Source organism: Pseudomonas sp. BNK-45 (assembly GCF_047456255.1).
Taxonomy (GTDB): Bacteria; Pseudomonadota; Gammaproteobacteria; order Pseudomonadales; family Pseudomonadaceae; genus Aquipseudomonas.
In genome coordinates, this window is sequence record NZ_CP179909.1 from 6324018 (window position 1) to 6343923 (window position 19906).

A 19906-nucleotide genomic window follows, 5' to 3' on the forward strand; every position below is an offset into this window, starting at 1 on the left:
CCAAGGAAGCCGCCATGCTCCGTACTTCGCTCCGCTTCACCAGCCTGTGCGCTGGCCTGATGATCTCCGCCAGTGCTCTGGCCCTGTCCCTCAGCGACCTGTCCCAGGGTGACGCCAGCGGCGGCCTCAAGGACGCCCTGACCCAAGGCGCGCAGATCGCCGTGAAACAGCTGGGGACCCCTGGCGGTTTCAGCAACAACCCCGATGTGCGCATCGAACTGCCGGGCAACCTCGGCAAAGTGGCGAAGAAAATGAAACAGTTCGGCATGGGTGACCAGGTCGATCAGTTGGAAACCAGCATGAACAAGGCCGCCGAAGCGGCAGTGCCGCAAGCCCAGGCGCTGCTGGTGGATGCGGTGAAGAAAATGACCGTGGCGGACGCCAAGGGCATTCTCGCCGGAGGCAAGGACTCTGCCACCCAGTACCTGGACAAGAGCAGCCGCGAGCAGATCCGCGCCAAGTTCCTGCCTATCGTCAAGCAAGCCACCGACCAGGTGGGTCTGGCCAAGCAGTACAACTCCTTCGCCGGCCAGGCCGCGACCCTGGGTGTGCTGGATGCCAAGAGCGCCAACATCGAAAGCTACGTGACCGAGCAAGCCCTCAATGGCCTGTTCGAAATGATCGGCAAGCAGGAAGAAGCCATTCGCCAGAACCCGGCGGCCGCGGCCACCAGCCTGGCCAAGAAAGTCTTCGGCACCCTGTAAGACCTTCCCCTCACCCGCAGGAGCCAGCTAGCTGGCGAAGGCGTCTGCCGACAGACGCCGGCCTCAAGGCCTCTTCGCCGGCAAGCCGGCTCCTGCTGGATGCAACCCTGCGTAGCGCTTGCTAGGTTTTCTTGACCCGGAACCACGCCGCATAAAGTGCCGGCAGGAACAGCAGGGTCAGCGCCGTCGCCACGATCAGCCCGCCCATGATGGCCACCGCCATCGGCCCGAAGAACACGCTGCGCGACAGCGGGATCATCGCCAGCACCGCCGCCAGGGCCGTCAGCACGATGGGCCGGAAACGCCGTACCGTGGCTTCGATGATCGCATCCCAGGGCGTGTGCCCGGCCTTGATGTCCTGCTCGATCTGGTCCACCAGGATCACCGAGTTGCGCATGATCATTCCCGACAGGGCAATGGTCCCGAGCATGGCCACGAAGCCGAACGGCTGGCGGAACACCAGCAGGAACAGGGTGACCCCGATCAGCCCCAGGGGCGCGGTGAGAAACACCATGGCCGTGCGCGAGAAACTGCGCAGCTGGATCATCAGCAAGGTCAGCACCACCACGATGAACAGTGGCACGCCCGCCTTCACCGAGTTCTGGCCACGGGCCGAGTCCTCGACGGTGCCGCCCACCTCCAGCAGGTAGCCATCCGGCAGTTCGGCGCGGATCGGCTCCAGGGTCGGCAGAATCTGCTGCACCAGGGTCGCCGGCTGTTCCTTGCCGTAGATATCGGCCCGTACCGTGACGTTGGGCAGGCGGTTGCGGTGCCAGATCACCCCTTCCTCGAAGCCGTACTCCAGGGTCGCGACCTGGGACAGCGACACGCTCTTGCCGTTGTCGGTAGGCACCGCCAGGCTCGGCAACAATGCCAGTTCGGTGCGCTCCTGCCGGGTACCCCGCAGGAGGATCTCGATCAGCTCGTTGTCCTCGCGGTACTGGCTGACGGTGGAGCCGATCAGTGAGCTCTGCAGGAACTTCGACAGGTTGGCGGTGCTGACGCCCAGGGCCCGGGCCCGGTCCTGATCGACGTTCAGGTAAACCACCTTGCTCGGCTCCTCCCAGTCCAGATGCACGTTGACCACATGGGGGTTCTCCCGCACCTTGGCCGCCACCTTGCGGGCCAGAGCGCGAACCTCCTCGATGTGCTCGCCGGTGACCCGGAACTGCACCGGATAGCCCACGGGCGGACCGTTTTCCAGCCGCGTGACCCGCGAGCGCAGGGCCGGGAACTGTTCATTGAGGGTGGAGATCAGCCAACCCCGCAGGCTTTCCCGCTCCTCGATGGACTTGGCCAGCACCACGAACTGGGCAAAGCTGGTGGCCGGCAGTTGCTGGTCCAGCGGCAGGTAGAAACGCGGCGAACCGGTGCCCACATAGGCCACGTAGTTATCGATGCCCGGGTGATCCTTGAGCATCGCCTCCAGACGCTTGACCTCGTCGGCGGTATTGCTCAGGGACGCGCCCTCCGCCAGCTTCAGGTCGACCATCAGTTCCAGGCGTCCCGAGGCCGGGAAGAACTGCTGCGGCACGAAGCGGAACAGCACGACCGAGCCGACAAACGCCAGGATGGTCAGGACGATCACGGTCTTGCGCCGCTCCACACACCAGCCGACCACGCGGCGCACGCGCTGATAAAACGGCGTGCCGTGGGGGTTGGACTCGGCGCCGTGCTTGGCGGCATGGATCTTGGCCAGGTCCGGGAGGAGCTTCTCTCCCAGGTAGGGGACGAACACCACGGCGGCGATCCACGAGGCCACCAGGGCGATGGTCACCACCTGAAAGATCGAGCGGGTGTACTCGCCGGTGCCGGACTGGGCCGTGGCAATCGGCAAAAAGCCTGCGGCGGTGATCAGGGTGCCGGTGAGCATGGGGAAGGCGGTACTGGTCCAGGCAAAGCTGGCGGCCTTGATCCGGTCGAAGCCCTGCTCCATCTTGATCGCCATCATCTCCACCGCGATGATCGCGTCGTCCACCAACAGCCCCAGGGCCAGCACCAGAGCACCGAGGGAGATCTTGTGCAGACCGATCCCCAGGTAGTACATGGTGGCGAACGTCATCGCCAGCACCAGGGGAATCGCCAGGGCCACCACCATCCCGGTACGCACACCGAGGGAGAAGAAGCTCACCAGCAGCACAATGATCAGCGCCTCGGCCAGCACCCGCACGAACTCGCCGACCCCGGTCTTCACCGCCGCCGGCTGGTCGGACACCTTGCGCAGCTCCATCCCTGCCGGCAGGCTGTTCTGCAGGCGCGAAAACTCGCCTTCCAGGGCCTTGCCCAGCACCAGGATGTCGCCGCCTTCCTTCATCGCCACCACCAGGCCGATTGCGTCTTCGCCCATGAAGCGCATGCGTGGTGCCGGCGGATCATTGAAACCACGGCGCACCTCCGCCACATCGCCGATGCGGAAGGTACGGTCAGCGATCCGGATCGGGAAATTGCGAATCTGCTCCACCGTCTGGAAATTGCCCGATACCCGCAATTGCACCCGCTCGCTGGGGGTTTCGAAGAACCCGGCGGTGGAGACGGCGTTCTGCTCCTCCAGCGCCTGCTGCACCGCCGCCAACGGCAGTCCCAGGGTCGCCAGCTTGACGTTGGACAGTTCGATCCAGATCTTTTCGTCCTGCAGGCCCAGCAGGTCGACCTTGCCCACGTCCTTGACCCGTTGCAGCTGGATCTGGATGCGGTCGGCGTAATCCTTGAGCACGGCGTAGTCGAAGCCCTTGCCCGTCAGCGCATAGATATTGCCGAAGGTGGTGCCGAACTCATCGTTGAAGAACGGACCCTGGATGCCCGGCGGCAAGGTCTGGCGGATATCGCTGATCTTCTTGCGTACCTGGTACCAGAGATCGGGAATCTCGTTGGAATGCATCGAGTCCCGGGCGATGAAGGTCACCTGGGATTCCCCGGGGCGGGAGAAGGAAACGATGCGATCGTATTCGCCGGTTTCCATCAGTTTCTTTTCAATGCGCTCGGTGACCTGGCGCGACACTTCCTGGGCCGTGGCCCCGGGCCAGTTGGTGCGGATCACCATGGCCTTGAAGGTGAAAGGCGGGTCTTCGCTCTGGCCCAGCTTGGTGTAGGACAAGGCGCCGACAATGGCCAGCAACAGCATCAGGAACAGGACGATCTGGCGATTGCGCAACGCCCAGGCGGAAAGGTTGAAACCCATCGGGACTACTCCTTGGCCGCCAGGTTAACCATACGGTTGTCACGATCCACCGGGCGCACCTGCAAGCCCTCATGGAGCACATGCACGCCGGCAGCCACCACCCAATCGCTGGCACTCAAGCCTTCGAGCACCGGCACGCTCTTCTCGCCAAAGGCGCCGACCCGCACCGGGGTCTTGTGCAGGGTGTTGTTGGCATCGACCCGCCAGACGAAGGTCGCGCCACCTTCAGCAGTCAAGGCCGACAACGGCACCGACAGCGACAGCGCATCGGCGTTCTGGATAAACACCCGGGCGCTCTGGCCCAGCTCGGCGGGCACTTTGCCGGCAGTGAAGGCAATGCGCGCGGCGAAGGTCCGGGACTTGGGATCGGCAGCCGGCGACAGCTCGCGGATACGTCCGTCGAAGCGCTGGCCCGGCTGGGTCCAGAGTTCGACCGACACGGGCTGGCCGACCTTGAAGCGACCGTAATTCTGCTCGGGGAAACTGATCAGCACCTCGCGCTCGCCATCGGTGGCCAGGGTGAAGACCGTCTGCCCGGCCGCCACCACCTGCCCCACTTCCACCGCACGCTTGGCCACCACGCCGTCCTGCGGCGCACGCAGCACGGCATAGCCGGCCTGGTTGTTGGCCACGTCGAACTCGGCCTTGATCTGCTTCAGCCGCGCTTCACCGGCGCGGTAGAGGTTTTCGGCATTGTCGTACTGGGAGCGGCTGACCATCTGCCGGTCCAGCAGGGTCTTGTAGCGATCGCGCTCGGCACGCACCAGATTGAGGTTGGCGCTGGCCGCCGTGACCTGGGCCCGGGTGGCTTCAAGCTGTAGGCGCACGTCCTGCGGGTCGAGTTCGGCCAGGGGTTGATTGGCCTTGACCCGCTCGCCTTCCTCAACCAGTCGTCGACTGACCTTGCCGCCAATGCGGAATGCCAGCTCGGGTTCGTAACGGGCGCGCACCTCGCCGGGATAACTGTCCGAAGCCCGTGCCGAAGGCTCTGGCTGGACCACCATGGCCGGTCGGATGCCAATTTGAACGGGCTCTTCGTGCCCACAAGCAGACAGAAAAAAAGCCAGGCTGACTGGCAAGGCATAGCGGAACATGGCGGCGACCCTTCGCTAATGGTGCTTTGAATAATTATACTGGCCGGTATGTTATTAATAGCAAACTCACCAGTCCAGTATTAACAGCGAAAAATGTCCGACAATCTTTCCGCAAACGTTGGGCCAGGCAGGCCCAAAGATCTGGCCAAGCGCCAGGCCATTCTCGATGCAGCGAAAAACCTGTTTCTGAGCAATGGCTACGCCAGTACCAGCATGGATGCGGTCGCCGCCGAAGCCGGCGTTTCAAAGCTCACGGTGTATAGCCACTTCAATGACAAGGAGACCCTGTTCACCGCCGCGGTGGTGGCCAAGTGCGAAGAGCAGTTGCCGACGCTGATCTACGAACTGACGCCCGACACATCGGTGGAAAGCGTCCTGCTGAACATCGCCAGAGGCTTTCACCAACTGATCAACAGCGACGAGTCGGTGAACCTGCATCGCCTGATCATGGCCCTGGGCAGTCAGGATCCCAAGCTCTCGCAGATGTTCATCGAAGCCGGCCCAGAACGCGTGTTGCAAGGCATGGAACGGCTGCTGAGGCGAATCAATGAGCTGGGCACCTTGCACATCGACAAGCCGCGCAATGCCGCCGAGCACTTCTTCTGCATGCTCAAGGGCGGGGCGAACTTCCGCCTGCTCTATGGCTGCGGCGAGCCGCTGAGGGGCGACGCGGCGGAAGAGCACGTGCAGGAAGTGGTGGCGCTGTTCATCCGCGCCTACAGGCCGTAGCAGCTGGGTTGAGCAGGCCCTGGCCTGCCAGCGAACGGGCCGTGAAGACAGCCTTCGCCGGCAAGCCGGGCCCAGGGGGGATCAGGCCTTGAGGGCCTTCTTCGGGTAGATGTCGTAGCGGCTGGACTTGCCCTCCAGCCCGTGGCTCGGCTTGGGCCCGTCAATGCACGGGGCCTTGCGCGGGCGCTTGACCACCACCCGGTGGCTGGCCAGGGCCAGGGCCGCCGCCAGCAGCGCCGGCGCATCGTTGTCGTCCCCCACCAGCGGGCGGAACAGGCGCATTTCCTTTTTCACCAGCGCGCTTTTCTCCCGATGGGGAAACATCGGATCGAGGTAGATCACTTGAGGCGGCTCGCCTTCCCAGTTGCGCATCAGTTCGATGGAGTTGCCCTTTAGCAAATGCATGCGAGCCACGATCGGCGCCACTTCGGCGTCCAGCGCGGCACGGGCCAGGCCGTCCTCCAATAGCGCGCCAATCAATGGCTGACGTTCGATCAGGCTCATCTCGCACCCCAGGGTGGCGAGGACAAACCCGTCCTTGCCCAACCCCGCCGTCGCATCCAGCACGCGGGGGCGCACGCCTTGAGCCACCCCAACCGCCTTGGCGATCATCTGTCCGCTGCCGCCGCCATACAGGCGTCGATGGGCTGCGCCGCCTTCGACGAAGTCGACCCGTACCGGCCCCGGCGCATCCGCCCCCAACTGCTGCAATTGCAGGCCCTGCTCACCGACCTGCAGCGCGAACTCCGGCTCGTCGATCTGCAAGGGCAGGCCCAGGCGCTCGGCCCATTGCCGCGCCAGGGGCTCGAAGCCAGCGCCCAGGGCCTCGACTTGGATGCGGCAGGCCGCGGGTTGCTCATTCATCTGAAACCACACTCAAAAAATTAATGATCGGCAAAAACTGCCGATAACAGAACTATCGGCCATTTTGCCAGAGCTCAAGCGTCGACCGAGAGCAATGTCAGACATTCAACGCACATCGATAGGTTATATCTCTCGCCACGGCGACTATGGCCTACGCAACTCCCAGGCACTGAGCGGCGTCAGCCATCTGTGGCAGGACTTCTTTGCCCAGGCCCTGGCCGAGCAACGGGGAGATGGCGCGAGCGTTGAAGGGCTGCCGGCGGTTGCCGTCGATGGACCGGTAGAACCGGCGGGCGGTAGCGACGTGCTGGCGCAGATCGTCAATCAGCGCCACTGCGACGTGCAGGAAACCGAAGTTCGCCCTCCCGAGCCGCTGTTCCTGCCGATTGCCGAATTCGAAATGGAGCTGCTGGACAAACCCGCTACGCCTTTCCCGCCAGAAGAAATCGTCGCCCAGCAACGCCAGCAGGATTTCGAAAGTGGCTGGGTACGGCCGCTCGTGCTCAACGCCGGTCAGCCAGTGCCTGCTCCAGGTCCTGCGCCGGAGCCGCGCCCGCTGCACCTGCCGATTGCCGAATTCGAGCTGGATCTGCTGGACAAGCCGGCCGAACCGTTCCCGCCGGAGGAGCTCATCGAACAGCAACGGCAGATGGATTTCGACATCGGCTGGGCACGCCCGCTGATTCTGCAGAACCTGCGCATCGCCGCCTGAGCCGCTGTTTAGCGACACACCCACCAAGGCCCCACATCCAGATGGAAATGGTTGCGGTGCGCGCTGTTGTAGTCCGGCCCCAGCACCACATTGAACGCATCACAGGCGCCGTCCCGGGCCAATCGCAAGAAGCGCCCTTCACTGCTGTCCTTGGGCCAATCCCGCAGCACGCTGATACTGCGTCCATCGCTCAAACGAAAGCCGGCAATATCCAGGGCGTTGGCGCTGGCATGCTGACTGCGCGCCCCTTTCTCGCGGCTGTACATATTGCGGCAGGCAAAGCTGCCCAGATGATCGACCCGCGCCACTCGCTGCCCATACACCGCCTGCGCCGCCGGCTGCAGTCCATGGCGCTCGTACAGGGCAAACGCCACCGCCAGCGGACAACTGGCGAGAAAGCTGCTGCTCAACGCCACCGATCCACCTTGCACCCGCAAGGTATTGCTCAGCGGACAGGCGACATCGCCACGACTGTCGGGTTGGCGACTGGTGCGCAAACCGGAGCGCCCCAGCACCTCATCGCACAGCTGCGGATCGTCCCGCAGCCGCGCCAGCTTGAAACGGGTCAGCAGATTGGGCTTGGCTTGCACATCCAACGGCGCCCAGGGGTTCCACGCATCAGCCACCGGCAACCAGCCCAAGCGGATGCCAAGCAACAACAGGGCGCACAACAGCAACACGGCGCCCAATACTTTCAGCCTCCGCACATGCCCCCCCTGTTCATGGCTGCTTGAACAATTGATTGATCTGCCTAAACGGCATCGCCCGCTCGGCAAAATCGAAGCGGCCGTGATCGCGAATGTCCTCAGCCGCGCGGTAGAAGGCGCCATAGGCTGCCCGAGCCAGGGCGGAACCGACGCTGATGCGCTTGACCCCCAGCTCCGCCAGTTGCGCCACGCTCAGGTTGAGGCCGCCGGACATCAGCACGTTCACCGGCCTGGGGGCCACGGCCCGCACCACTTGCAGGATTTCCTCGGCACTGCGCAACCCCGGCGCATAGAGCACATCGGCCCCGGCTTCGGCAAAGGCCTGCAAACGGCGGATGGTGTCAGGCAGATCGTCACGACCGTGGAGCAGATTCTCCGCCCGAGCCGTCAGGGTGAAGGGAAATGGCAGGCTACGGGCTGCCACGACACAGGCCTCGATGCGCTCCACGGCCAGATTGAAGTCATAAATGGGCTCGTCGGCACGCCCGCTGGCATCCTCGATCGAACCGCCCACCACGCCACTGGCCGCGGCCAGCAACAGCGCCTGGGCGCAGCCTTCAGGGCTGTCGGAAAACCCGTTTTCCAGGTCCGCCGCCACCGGCAGGCTGCTGGCGTCGACGATCCCGCGGACGTTGTTCAAGGTGTCTTCCAGGCTGACCGCGCCCTCGGCATCCGGGCGCCCCAGAGAGAAGGCGTTGCCCGCGCTGGTGGTGGCCAGCGCTTCGAAACCGAGGCCGACCAGCATCCTCGCGGAACCGGCATCCCAGGGATTGGGGATGACAAAGGCTCCGGCACGCTCGTGCAGGGCCTTGAAAACGTTGGCTCGAAGGGATTGCGCGTCCATTTGCTCGCTCCTGAAAAAGGCGGTGAAACCGCCTTAGAGCAGGCCGAGCTGCTCCGCGGCGGGCTCTCTGTATAACTCAGGCAACGCGGGCAAGCCAGGCAAACGTTGCATCAGCCGAGCGTGAAAACGTCGGGCCAGTTCCGCTGCCAGGCGGTTGTCCGAGGTGTGCAGGAACACATAGGGCGTGCGCCCTTCCTCGATCCAGGTGGCGACCTTGTCGATCCAGGGCAGCAGGAACGGATCGTTGGCCTCCAGCTCCGGATGGCCGATAAAGCGCACCTGGGGAAACTGCGTGAAGGCCGCCGGCCGTGGCGGCACACGGGGCTTTTTCGACTGTGCATGCAGCACTGCCGGAGCGCTGGACGTACAACTGAACAGGGCCCGCGGATCCAGGCAGATGCGCTCGACACCCCGCTCGCGCAGCAATCGGTTGAGCCTGCGCTCGGCATCGCCCTTGGCAAAGAATTCCGGGTGCCGGACCTCCACCGCCAGCGGCCGCTGCAGACCATCGATAAACCCCGCCAGCTCCGCCAGGCGCTGGGGCGCGAAGCTGGCCGGCAGTTGCAACCACAGGGGCGAGACCCGCTCACCCAACGGGCTGAGCAACTGAACAAAGGTCTCGGCTGCGCTCAACTGCTGGCGCAGGTCACCGCCGTGACTGATATCGCCGGGAAACTTGGCGGTGAAGCGAAAGTGCTCGGGCATGATCTCGGCCCAGCGCTGCACCGTGGTTGGCGCGGGACGGGCATAGAAGGTGGTGTTGCCTTCGACGGCGTTGAAGACCTGGGAATACAGGCCGAGGAAATCATTCGCTCGGGCATCTTGCGGATACAGGTACTCACGCCAGGCGTTTTCGCTCCAGGAAGGACAACCGAGGAAATAAGGCAGCATCAGATGTGCAGGTCGAGCCCTACCACTTCCAGGTCCCAATCGACAAAGCCGGCGGTGGTCAAGTAGCTGGCCAGAGCATTGGCCACGCTCTTTTTCATCGCGCGCTGGAAGATCATGTCCTGAGGACGGGCGGGGAGATTACCGGTGCGGGAGGCAGAAGCCTGGGAACGGCTTTGGGATTCGGGCTGGACTTCGACCGCATCGGCATCGTCCAGGGACTCGTCTACCAGCACCGGGCCTTTGCGAGGCTTGCGCTTGATGGGGTAGGACTGCGAGGAGATGCCGTCTATGCGCATACTGAAAAGCCCGGGATCAATGATGGCAATTTAGCGGCACTGCTGCGACTTAGCAAATGCCCGAGTGATAACTAGAACACAGAAAAGCCAAAAGGTTTAAAACCGGGCAGGAAGGATGCTGAAAAACAGACGATTGGCGGCTGTCGGCAGAAAAAATCTGAACAACCGCAAACACTTGGAGCACCCTCAACGGGCTTTGGGCGTGGCCACCTTATCCCGCAGATAGACCGGCTGAGCCTCGTCGGCGACGATCGCCTCGCCCCGCTCCCAGGCAAATTTCGCCAGGGTCAGCAGGTCTTCGGCATGGGGCAGCATGCCCGCATCCCGAGCGCTGAGCGTGACGGCAATGCGCTCGCCATACCCCCAGCCCGTGCCCGCGCCAAACCAGTCACCACTGGCGCCTGCCGGCAAGCTCGCGACTTCCGGCGCCAGCACGGCTTCGGCCCCGACCAGGCGCATCTCGCCGGCCGTTTCCCGATAACAGCCCCAATAGACTTCATCCATGCGCGCATCGATGGCCGCGGCCACCTGAGTCGCACCGTGCTCACGCAGGGCGCGCTGGGCCAGCACCGCCAGGTTGGACACCGGCAGCACCGGACGCTCCAGGGCGAAGGCCAGCCCCTGCACCACGCCAATGGCGATGCGCACACCGGTAAAGGCGCCCGGCCCACGGCCGAAGGCAATGGCATCCACCGCCTGCAAGGTGGTACCGGCATTGGCCAGCAGTTCCTTGATCATCGGCAACAGCTTCTGCGCATGCAGGCGCGGGATCACCTCGTAATGGCTCGTGACCTTGCCGTCATGCAGCAAAGCAACGGAGCAAGCTTCAGTCGCGGTGTCCAGGGCCAGCAAGGTGCTCATTCGGGGTTCCATCGGCATTGAAAAAAGTGACGCATTATAAACAGCAACGGCCCGCAAGCGGGCCGTTGAACGATCAAACGATCAGGTAATTCAGCTCAGGGCTTCAAGTACCTTGGCAGTGATCACTTCCACCGAACCCACACCCGGGATGTGGCTGTACTTCGGCTTGCCCTGGGTCGAGGCCAGTTGCTGGTAGAACTCCACCAGCGGCTTGGTCTGGGAGTGATAGACCGACAGGCGATGACGCACGGTTTCTTCGGTGTCGTCCTTGCGCTGCACCAGGTCTTCACCGGTGATGTCGTCCTTGCCGGCAATCTTCGGCGGGTTGTAGACGGTGTGGTACACACGGCCCGACGCCTCGTGTACACGGCGACCGGCGATACGCTGGACGATCTCTTCGTCGTCGACAGCGATTTCCACCACGTTGTCCAGTTCCACACCGGCTTTGACCAGTGCTTCGGCCTGAGGAATGGTGCGCGGGAAACCGTCGAACAGGAAACCCTTGGCGCAGTCAGGCTGGCTGATGCGTTCCTTGACCAGGTTGATGATCAGGTCGTCGGACACCAGGCCGCCGCTGTCCATCACGCTCTTGGCCTTCAGGCCCAGCTCGGTGCCGGCCTTGACCGCAGCACGCAGCATGTCGCCGGTGGAGATCTGTGGAATGCCGAACTTTTCGGTGATGAACTTTGCCTGAGTACCTTTACCGGCCCCGGGAGCTCCCAGCAGAATTACGCGCATCGATGTGCTCCTCAATTTTTTATTTAGAAACGCTCGGATTCGCCTCGTGGGGCCAATCTCAAAAATAGGGTGATGACCGCCCAAACGGCCAAAGGCTGATCAAGATACACAGCCGACACAGCCCGCACAAGCAGTCGAAAGTCGGAGGAACCCGGCCTTTTTATGCCACTTTGACCGGGTAGAACAAGTCGCAACCCCATAACAAAGTGTCGCCAGATGAATCTGAGCGACACCTTGGGTTTGTCCTGATCAGGGCTGCGCCAGAGCAGGCAAACAGCCCTCTGCCGCCTCAGCCGGTGTTGCGCAAACCGGCGGCGATACCGGCCACGGAGACCAGCAACGCCTGTTCCACGGGGCTTCCTTGCGGCGCCTCCTGCTGGCGCGAGCGCGCCAGCAGCTCCGCCTGCAGCAAGTGCAGCGGATCCAGGTAGGTATTGCGCAGGCGGATGAACTCCAGGGTATCGGGGCTGTGGGCCAGCAATTGCGACTGTCCGGTCAACCCCAGGACCACCGCGCAGGCCTGCGACAATAGGTCGCGTAAATGCGCACCCAATGGCAGCAGTTCCGCCTCCACCAGGCGCTCGTCATAAGAGCGGGCAATGTCCGCATCGGCCTTGGCCAGCACCATTTCCAGCATATCGATGCGGGTGCGGAAGAACGGCCACTGTTCACGCATCTGCCCCAGCAACTCACCCTCGCCCCGGGCCAGCGCCTTGCTCAAGGCCGCCTCCCAGCCGAGCCACGCCGGCAGCATCAGGCGGGTCTGGGTCCAGCCGAAGATCCACGGAATCGCCCGCAGGCTTTCAATCCCACCGGCCCGGCGCTTGGCCGGGCGACTGCCCAGGGGCAGGCGGCCCAACTCCTGCTCCGGGGTGGACTGGCGGAAGTACTCGACAAATTGCGGATTGTCGCGCACCACCGCGCGATAGGCCTGGACCCCGTCGCTGGCCAGTTCGTCCATCAGGTGACGCCAGGCCGGTTCCGGTGGCGGCGGCGGCAGCAGGGTCGCCTCCAGCACGGCGGCCAGGTAGAGGTTGAGGTTCTGCTCGGCAATGTCCGGCAGGCCGAATTTGAAACGGATCATTTCCCCCTGTTCGGTGGTGCGGAAGCGCCCCGCCACCGAACCCGGCGGCTGCGACAGGATCGCCGCGTGGGCCGGACCACCGCCGCGTCCCACAGTACCGCCGCGGCCGTGGAACAGCAGCAACTCCACCTGTTGCTCACGGCAGATATCCACCAGCCGCTCCTGCGCCCGATACTGCGCCCAGGCGGCCGCGGTGGTCCCGGCGTCCTTGGCCGAATCCGAGTAGCCGATCATCACCTCCTGAGGCCCCTGCAGCCGCGAGCGGTAGCCCGGCAAGTGCAGCAGTTTCTCCATCACCGGGCCGGCGTTGTCCAGGTCCGCCAGGGTTTCGAACAGCGGCACCACGCGCATCGGCCGCAGGACCCCGGACTCCTTGAGCAGCAACTGCACCGCCAGCACATCGGAGGCCGCCCCCGCCATGGAAATCACGTAGGAACCCAGGGACGCCGCCGGCGCCTGGGCGATCTCGCGGCAAGTGGCAAGCACTTCGGCAGTGTCCGCCGAAGGCTTGAAGTAGCCCGGCAGCAACGGCCGCCGGCTGGCCAGTTCGCGATTGAGGAAGGTGATGCGGTCCTCTTCGCTCCAGTCGGCATAGCGCCCCAGGCCCAGGTAATCGGTGATCTCGGTCATGGCCGAGGTATGCCGGCTGGAGTCCTGACGCACATCCAGACGCACCAGAAACAGGCCGAACGTCACCGCCCGGCGCAGGCAATCGAGCAGCGGGCCATCGGCAATCACGCCCATCCCGCATTCATGCAGCGACTGGTAGCACAGCTGCAAGGGCTCAAGCAGCTCGCGGTTGTTCTGCAACACCTCGGGCCCGGCCGGCACGGCCGCGCCAAGCGCCGCCTGGGCCCAGTTGCGGGTGGCCCGCAGGCGCTCGCGCAGTTGCTTGAGCAACGCACGGTAGGGTTCGGCACTGTCCCCGGCCTTGGCCAGCAGGGCCGGGCTGGCCTGCTGCATGGACAGCTCGGCGGCCAGGTGATCGACGTCACGCAAATACAGATCGGCGGCCATCCAGCGCGCCAGCAGCAGGACTTCGCGGGTCACGCTGGCAGTGACATTGGGGTTGCCGTCACGGTCGCCGCCCATCCACGAAGCGAAACGGATCGGCGCGGACTCCAGGGGCAAACGCAGGCCGGTGGCTTCGAACAGCGCCTTGTCGGCCTTGCGCAGGTAATTGGGGATCGCCTGCCACAGCGAGTGCTCGATCACCGCAAACCCCCACTTGGCCTCATCCACCGGGGTCGGCCGGGTGCGGCGGATTTCCTCGGTGTGCCAGGCCTCGGCGATCAGCCGTTGCAGGCGCTCCTGAATCTGCCCGCGCTCGGCGCTGGTGAGATCACGATGGTCCTGGGCCGCCAGCTGCGCGGCTATCGCATCGTACTTCTGGATCAGGGTGCGGCGCGCCACTTCGGTGGGGTGAGCGGTGAGCACCAGCTCGATCTCCAGACGCGCCAATTGCCGGGCCAGGGCATCGGCGGAGTGGCCCTCGGCCCGCAGGCGCGCCAGCAGCTCCGGCAGTACCCGGGCTTCGAAGGGCGCCGGTTGCGACTCGTCGCGACGGTGAATCAACTGATACTGCTCGGCGATGTTCGCCAGGTTGAGGAACTGGTTGAAGGCCCGGGCCACCGGCAGCAGTTCGTCTTCGCTCAGCGAATCGAGACTGGCGCTCAATTCGGCACCGGGCGAGCCCCGGCGATCGGCCTTGGCGCCCTTGCGGATCTGCTCGATCTTATCGAGGAAAGCCTCCCCGTACTGATCTCGGATGGTATTGCCCAACAGTTCTCCCAAGAGGTGAACGTCTTCGCGCAAGCGCGCATCAATATCGGTCATCGAGGTGGTCTCCAGCAGACTCAAGGCGGCACGGAAGGCTCAAGAGTGCCGCTTGCACGCCTGCCTTAGCAAGCGTGCAACCTCACCCCGGGCCAACCCTGGCCGATGGGACTAGTCTCAAGGGTAGGCCGCACAAGGGCCACGCACCGGCCCCGGCCGGTTACTCAACCCAACCTGCCACAAGCAGGCGTTCATCGAGGTCAACATGAAAATCCGTGAACTGGCACAACATTGGGAAGAAAACGCCAAGGGGCGCCTGAGCAAAACCGCCTACCGGATTCACCTGGACGTGGAAGCCGCCGCCCGCCTGGCCGCCCTCTCCGAGATGTACCCCAAACGCCAGACCGAGGAACTGCTCGGCGAACTGATTGGCGCCGCCCTGGAAGAGCTGGAAGCCAGCTTCCCCTACATCCAGGGTCGGCAGGTGGTGGCCACCGACGAGGAAGGCGATCCGCTCTACGAGGATATCGGTCCGACCCCGCGCTTCCTGGCCCTGTCACGCCAGCATCTGCAGCTCATGGCCAGCCAGTCCGACAAGCCGAAGCACTGAGTCGGCGCCCTCTCCAACTCCCGTTGAACTTCATCGTCCCCGGCCCTGAACAGGGTCGGGGATACCCCGCTGCACGGCAAAAGTTCCGGATTTAGAGCCTTGTCCGAGTCGTCAGTTTTTTTCCGGCCAATCGCCATCTTTCTCTGAACTATTCAAAAAAGCCTCGGGTCACACCCAGTAGCCATCACTGGAACGGCCGTTTCAAATTTTGCCATCAGCGCTCGTCACTCAGCACCACGGCGCCAGGACCGGGATGGACATTGATGTTTTCCAGGAGTTACCCAATGGAGTTGAAGACCATGAAGATCAGCACTGCCAAATCCTCGTTCACCTCTCTGCGCGGGCTGAAGCTGGCCGCGCTGGCCCTCGGTAGCAGCATGGTACTGGCCGGTTGTGCCGGTAACCCGCCTTCCGAGCAGTACGCGGTCACGCAATCTGCGGTCAATAGCGCAGTGAGCGCAGGCGGCACCGAGTTCGCCGCCGTGGAAATGAAGTCGGCCCAGGACAAGCTCAAGCAAGCCGAGATTGCCATGCACGACAAGAAGTACGACGAAGCCCGCCGCCTGGCCGAACAAGCCGAGTGGGATGCCCGTGTCGCCGAGCGCAAGGCCCAGGCCGCCAAGGCCGAGCAGGCGCTGAAGGACTCGCAGAAAGGCGTTCAGGAACTGCGTCAGGAAGGTATGCGCAGCGTGCAGTAAGCCGCCGCCGATTCCCACGTACTCGTATTTGATTGAAAGGACGAACCATTATGCGCAAACAACTGATGATCCCTGCCCTGTTGGCCATGAGCGTAGCCCTGGCGGCGTGCTCCACCCCACCCAACGCCAACCTGGAAAACGCCCGCACCAACTTCTCCGGCCTGCAAGCCAACCCGCAGGCGAGCAAGGTCGCGGCCCTGGAAACCAAGGACGCCGCCGACTGGATGGACAAGGCCGACAAGGCCTACCTGAACAAGGAAGACGAGAAGAAAGTCGACCAGCTGGCCTACCTGACCAACCAACGGGTTGAAGTGGCCAAGGAAACCATTGCCCTGCGCACCGCCGAAGCCAAGCTCAAGGACGCCGGCGACCAGCGCGCCCGCGCGATCCTCGAGGCCCGTGACGCGCAGATCAAGCAACTGCAGGACAGCCTCAACGCCAAGCAGACCGATCGCGGCACCCTGGTGACCTTTGGTGACGTGCTGTTCGCCACCAACAAGTCCGACCTGAAGTCCAGCGGACTGGTGAACATCAACAAGCTGGCGCAATTCCTCCAGCAGAACCCGGACCGCAAGGTGATCGTCGAAGGCTACACCGACAGCACCGGCAGCGATTCCTACAACCAGTCCCTGTCCGAGCGCCGTGCCGGTTCGGTGCAGATGGCCCTGATCCGCATGGGCGTCGACCCGTCGCGCATCGTCAGCCAGGGTTATGGCAAGGAGTATCCGGTGGCCGATAACGGCAGCGTTTCCGGTCGCGCCATGAACCGTCGCGTGGAAGTGACCATTTCCAACGACAACCAGCCGGTGGCACCACGTTCGGCCATCAGCCGCAACTGATGCAGCCTCTGCCTTATATAGGCAGGTGAAACACAACGCCGCCGACCTGTTCAGGTCGGCGGCGTTTTTGTGTGCGTCTTCGCCGGCACGCCGGCTTCTGCAAAAAACCTGCAGATCACTGCTGCAGCTGGGGCGTCTCCTGGCCCATGCAGCGCACGGCCTGCTTCTTCTTGTTCACCAGGACCCCGGTCAGGCCCTTCTGCTGGGTGTCAAACAGCACCAGCACGCCATCGATGCACTGGGCCACTTCATCGGCCGGTTGCAGGGAGATCTTGTAGTCCTCGCCCGGCACGGTCTTGAGCATGGTGAAGTCGCTGAGCAGCAGCGCGTCCTCCGGTTTGGCGAAGTGCAGATAGCCGTAGTACCACAGGCTGCCCACGGTAACGATGATGCTGCAGATACCGGTGATGATCATGGGAATGGCGTTGCGTTCTTCACTCATTGCGGACTCTCTGGAGGTTCAACGGCTGAATTCGGGGGCGTCGGGTAATTGGGGATTTCCCCCAGCCGACGCAACCCGTCGAAATGCTGCGGATCATCGAGGTAGCGCAGCATCACGCTGCGCCAGGTCGGATCGGCAAAGGTTTGCACATGGCCGCCGCGAGTCAGTTGCAGGACCCTGGGCGGAGGCGCAGCTTGATACACGCGGATGCCGTTGGAAAGGGGCACGATCGGATCATCGATGCTGTGGTAGATGAGTTTCGGCACCCCGGTCAGGCGCGGCAGAAGGTAAACCGCGCTGTCGCTGTCCGGCACCAGCCAGGACAGCGGCGCCTGCAACGGCCAGGTCAGCCAGGAGGTGCTCAGGGCATAACGCCCGACATCGCGATAACTGGCCGGCACGCCATCGAGGACGATGGCCTTGAGCCGGGCCTGACGCTCGGGGTGCTCCACCAGGTAGTGGATCGCCAGCGCGCCACCCAGGCTTTGCCCCAGCACGATCAAGGGTTTGCCTTGCACCTCAGGGGCCTGGTCCAGCCACTTGAACGCAGCGTCGACGTCCTGGTAGATCGCCGGCAGGCTCGGCGCGCCCTCGGACAGGCCATAGCCGCGATAGTCCAGCAGCAGCACCTGATAGCCCTGCTCCGGCAACCACCAACTGCCCCCCAGATGCCAGGCCAGGTTGCCGCCGTTGCCGTGCAGGTGCAGCACCGTGCCCTTGACCGCCACCCCCGGCTTGGCCGGCAGCCACCAGCCGTGCAGCTTGAGGCCGTCGGCGCTGGTCAGGGTCACGTCACGGTATTCGAGCCCGGCCCGTTCGGGAGTGAATGGCAGCCCGGGTTCGGGATAGAACAGCAGCGAGCTGCAGCCATTGAGGCACAGCAACAAGGTCAGCGCGGCCAGGATGCGCATCATCGGCCACTCCGTGCAGCTAGCAGTACGTCCATGTGTGCCCCCCGGACAGATTCAAAGGATATTGGAGTAGTCCGCCTCGATCCGGTCCAGGCTCAGGTGGTTGAGGAAGTTGGAGAAACACATCCAGGCCGACAGGGCATTCAGGTCACGGAACTGGTCCGGCAGGTACTTGGGCGGCACCACCAAACCTTCATCCACCAGTTGGCGCAAGGTACGCATGTCTTCCAGGGTGGTCTTGCCGCAGAACAGCAAGGGGATCTGCTCCAGCTTGCCCTTGCGCACGGCCAGCTGAATGTAGTTGTAAACCATGATGAAGCCCTTGAGATAGGACAAGTCTTTGGTAAACGGCAGCCCCGTGGGCACCGAACCGCGGAACACCCGGCTGGCGTTGCCGTAGCTCTCGGCCATCTCGAAACCCTGCTCGCGGAAAAACTCGAACACCTGCAGGAAGTCCGCCCCCTCCTCCACCATGTGGATGGCCCGGGTGCGGTTGGTCAGCTTGCGCAGGCGGCTCGGGTAGGAAGCGAAGGTGATGATCTCCATGAGGATCGCCAGGCCTTCCTGGGTCACCGTGGACGAGGGCGGCCCCTTGGCCAGGAAGGTACAGATCGGCTGGTTCAGGCCATTGAGGGTGGTGCCGACATGCACCAGTCCTTCATGGACTTCCAGGGCCCGCACATCGCGTTCGTTGAACATCGCGTCGCTGCGGATCTTGATGTAGTCGGCGCCCGCCGCGGCGTCGGCGACGATACCGTCGGACTCGAACACGCGGATGGTTTCCTCGGCCTCGCCGAACACCTTGTTCAGCCGGCCCTGTAACAGGCCGACCGCCTGCTTGGCACTGAGGATCTTGGGTTCGTCCTTGAGGTCGCCGCGCCCGTCGATGTTGTTCAGGTAGTCGGACATCATCAGCCCGAGGTCCGCCAGGGTCGGATCGCCGGCGTGGAAGGCATCGGACGCGGCGCCGTAGAGTTCCTGGGAGATCAGCCCGAAGTCGCCGGTGCCCCGGGCTTCGAGCATGCGCACCACCATGCGGTATTCCTTGCACATGCGGCGCATGATCTGCCCCACCGGGCTGAACTGGCCCAGTTGCCGGGTGATGTCGCGCTCGATGTTCTGGAATTCCAGCTTTACCGCTCCGGAATCGAAGGACAGCGGCCGTCCTTCGTAATAGGCGCGATCCACGGCGGGCAATTCCTTGCCCTTGGCCTTGAGAAAGCCCTTGCGGATGTTCTCGTCCCACTTCACCGCATCCAGTACGCGGATCGGGGTCTGCGCCAGCACTATGCGATCGGACAAAGTGCGTATCGTCTGCTGGTAGTCGTCCACCGGAAGTTCCTATTGATTGGGTCTGTGGCGCAGGCTCAGCGGGCCACGCGCTTGAAACGTGCCGTCTCGACGAACAGGTCGGAGTTGGCGGGGTCGTCAAGGTAAGCGAAGACCTCGGGCAACGGACTGCTGATCAGCACCCCCTCGCCTTCGGCCGTGGGCATGGATTGCCCGCTCAGGGCCTTTTGACCCAGGGACTGGCGCATCTGTTCCAGGTCCAGGGTATAGAGCACCAGTTCGTGCCTGGCCGTCAGTTCGAACCCGGCAATGCTGTAGTGCCCGCCGAAGGCCTGGGGCACCGCGGCCGACAGATACCAGCGATTGCCATGTTGCGCCACCGTGAACTCGTAGGTGTCGCGCGGGCGCGCCGTGCCACCGGGGAAACTCGCGGCCCGATAGCGGTTGGGGCCGATCTGGCGCAGTTCGATGTTCAGCGGCTCGCCCCAGGCGTTCTGGCTGGCCCACTTGCCCAGCAACGCGGCAGGCGCCGCCTGCTCGGCAGGCAGTGGCTCCTTGAAGACCACCAGGCAACCGCTGAGCAGAAGAAACGCCAGAGCCATCAGGACGCGCCAGGCTTGCATGCAACTCTCCCTTGA

General features: G+C 63.7%; 20 protein-coding genes. 6 read left to right on the top strand and 14 right to left on the bottom strand.

The features are described from left to right. The first annotated feature begins 14 nt into the window (after window positions 1–14). Window positions 15–704 carry a DUF4197 domain-containing protein gene (locus ACMGG8_RS28760; RefSeq protein ID WP_060837747.1) on the top strand — a complete coding sequence of 230 codons (690 nt, stop codon included), beginning with the start codon at window positions 15–17 and terminating at the stop codon, window positions 702–704. Between the two features lie 121 nt (window positions 705–825). On the opposite strand, the gene ACMGG8_RS28765 is transcribed toward ACMGG8_RS28760, so the two are convergent. Then, window positions 826–3882, bottom strand: a complete 3057-nt coding sequence (locus tag ACMGG8_RS28765; RefSeq protein ID WP_414158844.1) for an efflux RND transporter permease subunit — start codon at window positions 3880–3882, stop codon at window positions 826–828. A 5-nt stretch (window positions 3883–3887) separates the two neighbouring features. Further along, on the bottom strand, window positions 3888–4976 hold the full coding sequence (locus tag ACMGG8_RS28770) for an efflux RND transporter periplasmic adaptor subunit (RefSeq protein ID WP_060837745.1): 1089 nt from the start codon (window positions 4974–4976) through the stop codon (window positions 3888–3890). 93 nt (window positions 4977–5069) lie between these two features. On the opposite strand from ACMGG8_RS28770, the gene ACMGG8_RS28775 reads away from it, so the two are divergent. Further along, window positions 5070–5705, top strand: a complete 636-nt coding sequence (locus ACMGG8_RS28775) for a TetR/AcrR family transcriptional regulator (protein ID WP_414158845.1) — start codon at window positions 5070–5072, stop codon at window positions 5703–5705. Between the two features lie 81 nt (window positions 5706–5786). Here ACMGG8_RS28775 and ACMGG8_RS28780 read toward each other — a convergent pair whose 3' ends face one another. Next, entirely contained in the window at window positions 5787–6569 is a 783-nt protein-coding gene (locus tag ACMGG8_RS28780) for a class I SAM-dependent methyltransferase (protein WP_060837743.1), read from the bottom strand. 94 nt (window positions 6570–6663) lie between these two features. Between ACMGG8_RS28780 and ACMGG8_RS28785 the strand changes: the two genes are divergently transcribed. Continuing rightward, a complete protein-coding gene (locus ACMGG8_RS28785; RefSeq protein WP_060837742.1) occupies window positions 6664–7281 on the top strand; it encodes a hypothetical protein in 618 nt (205 codons plus the stop codon). Window positions 7282–7289: 8 nt separating this feature from the next. On the opposite strand, the gene ACMGG8_RS28790 is transcribed toward ACMGG8_RS28785, so the two are convergent. The 7 genes from ACMGG8_RS28790 to ppc form a co-directional block, all read right to left on the bottom strand. Next, complete coding sequence (locus ACMGG8_RS28790) at window positions 7290–7988, bottom strand: extensin family protein (protein WP_060837741.1); 699 nt, start codon at window positions 7986–7988, stop codon at window positions 7290–7292. A gap of 13 nt (window positions 7989–8001) precedes the next feature. Continuing rightward, window positions 8002–8832, bottom strand: a complete 831-nt coding sequence (locus ACMGG8_RS28795) for an isocitrate lyase/PEP mutase family protein (RefSeq protein WP_060837740.1) — start codon at window positions 8830–8832, stop codon at window positions 8002–8004. Between the two features lie 33 nt (window positions 8833–8865). Beyond that, window positions 8866–9726, bottom strand: a complete 861-nt coding sequence (locus tag ACMGG8_RS28800) for a DUF72 domain-containing protein (RefSeq protein ID WP_060841880.1) — start codon at window positions 9724–9726, stop codon at window positions 8866–8868. Further along, window positions 9723–10019 carry a hypothetical protein gene (locus ACMGG8_RS28805; protein ID WP_060837739.1) on the bottom strand — a complete coding sequence of 99 codons (297 nt, stop codon included), beginning with the start codon at window positions 10017–10019 and terminating at the stop codon, window positions 9723–9725. Before ACMGG8_RS28805 ends, ACMGG8_RS28800 begins: the two co-directional genes overlap by 4 nt. A 186-nt stretch (window positions 10020–10205) precedes the next feature. Continuing rightward, window positions 10206–10880, bottom strand: coding sequence for a tRNA (adenosine(37)-N6)-threonylcarbamoyltransferase complex dimerization subunit type 1 TsaB (gene tsaB, locus ACMGG8_RS28810; protein ID WP_060837738.1), 675 nt, complete (start codon window positions 10878–10880; stop codon window positions 10206–10208). A gap of 90 nt (window positions 10881–10970) precedes the next feature. Continuing rightward, window positions 10971–11618 (bottom strand): adenylate kinase, encoded by a 648-nt coding sequence (gene adk / locus ACMGG8_RS28815; protein WP_060837737.1) that lies wholly within the window; start codon window positions 11616–11618, stop codon window positions 10971–10973. Between the two features lie 289 nt (window positions 11619–11907). Then, window positions 11908–14538: a phosphoenolpyruvate carboxylase gene (ppc, locus tag ACMGG8_RS28820; RefSeq protein ID WP_060837736.1), complete on the bottom strand. Its 2631-nt coding sequence runs from the start codon at window positions 14536–14538 to the stop codon at window positions 11908–11910. Window positions 14539–14743: 205 nt separating this feature from the next. On the opposite strand from ppc, the gene ACMGG8_RS28825 reads away from it, so the two are divergent. The 3 genes from ACMGG8_RS28825 (at window position 14744) to ACMGG8_RS28835 (ending at window position 16625) form a co-directional block, all read left to right on the top strand. Further along, a complete protein-coding gene (locus tag ACMGG8_RS28825) occupies window positions 14744–15088 on the top strand; it encodes a hypothetical protein (protein ID WP_060837735.1) in 345 nt (114 codons plus the stop codon). A gap of 284 nt (window positions 15089–15372) precedes the next feature. Beyond that, window positions 15373–15786: a DUF4398 domain-containing protein gene (locus ACMGG8_RS28830; protein ID WP_016967758.1), complete on the top strand. Its 414-nt coding sequence runs from the start codon at window positions 15373–15375 to the stop codon at window positions 15784–15786. A gap of 50 nt (window positions 15787–15836) precedes the next feature. Continuing rightward, window positions 15837–16625 (top strand): OmpA family protein, encoded by a 789-nt coding sequence (locus tag ACMGG8_RS28835; protein WP_016967759.1) that lies wholly within the window; start codon window positions 15837–15839, stop codon window positions 16623–16625. A 115-nt stretch (window positions 16626–16740) separates the two neighbouring features. Here ACMGG8_RS28835 and ACMGG8_RS28840 read toward each other — a convergent pair whose 3' ends face one another. The 4 genes from ACMGG8_RS28840 to ACMGG8_RS28855 are packed head-to-tail and all read right to left on the bottom strand — an operon-like array spanning window position 16741 to window position 19891. Beyond that, a complete protein-coding gene (locus ACMGG8_RS28840) occupies window positions 16741–17067 on the bottom strand; it encodes a hypothetical protein (protein ID WP_016967760.1) in 327 nt (108 codons plus the stop codon). After that, complete coding sequence (locus tag ACMGG8_RS28845; protein ID WP_060841879.1) at window positions 17064–17978, bottom strand: alpha/beta hydrolase; 915 nt, start codon at window positions 17976–17978, stop codon at window positions 17064–17066. Before ACMGG8_RS28845 ends, ACMGG8_RS28840 begins: the two co-directional genes overlap by 4 nt. A 54-nt stretch (window positions 17979–18032) precedes the next feature. After that, window positions 18033–19310, bottom strand: a complete 1278-nt coding sequence (locus ACMGG8_RS28850) for a flavohemoglobin expression-modulating QEGLA motif protein (RefSeq protein ID WP_414158846.1) — start codon at window positions 19308–19310, stop codon at window positions 18033–18035. 35 nt (window positions 19311–19345) lie between these two features. Next, complete coding sequence (locus tag ACMGG8_RS28855; protein ID WP_060837733.1) at window positions 19346–19891, bottom strand: hypothetical protein; 546 nt, start codon at window positions 19889–19891, stop codon at window positions 19346–19348. Window positions 19892–19906: the final 15 nt, after the last annotated feature.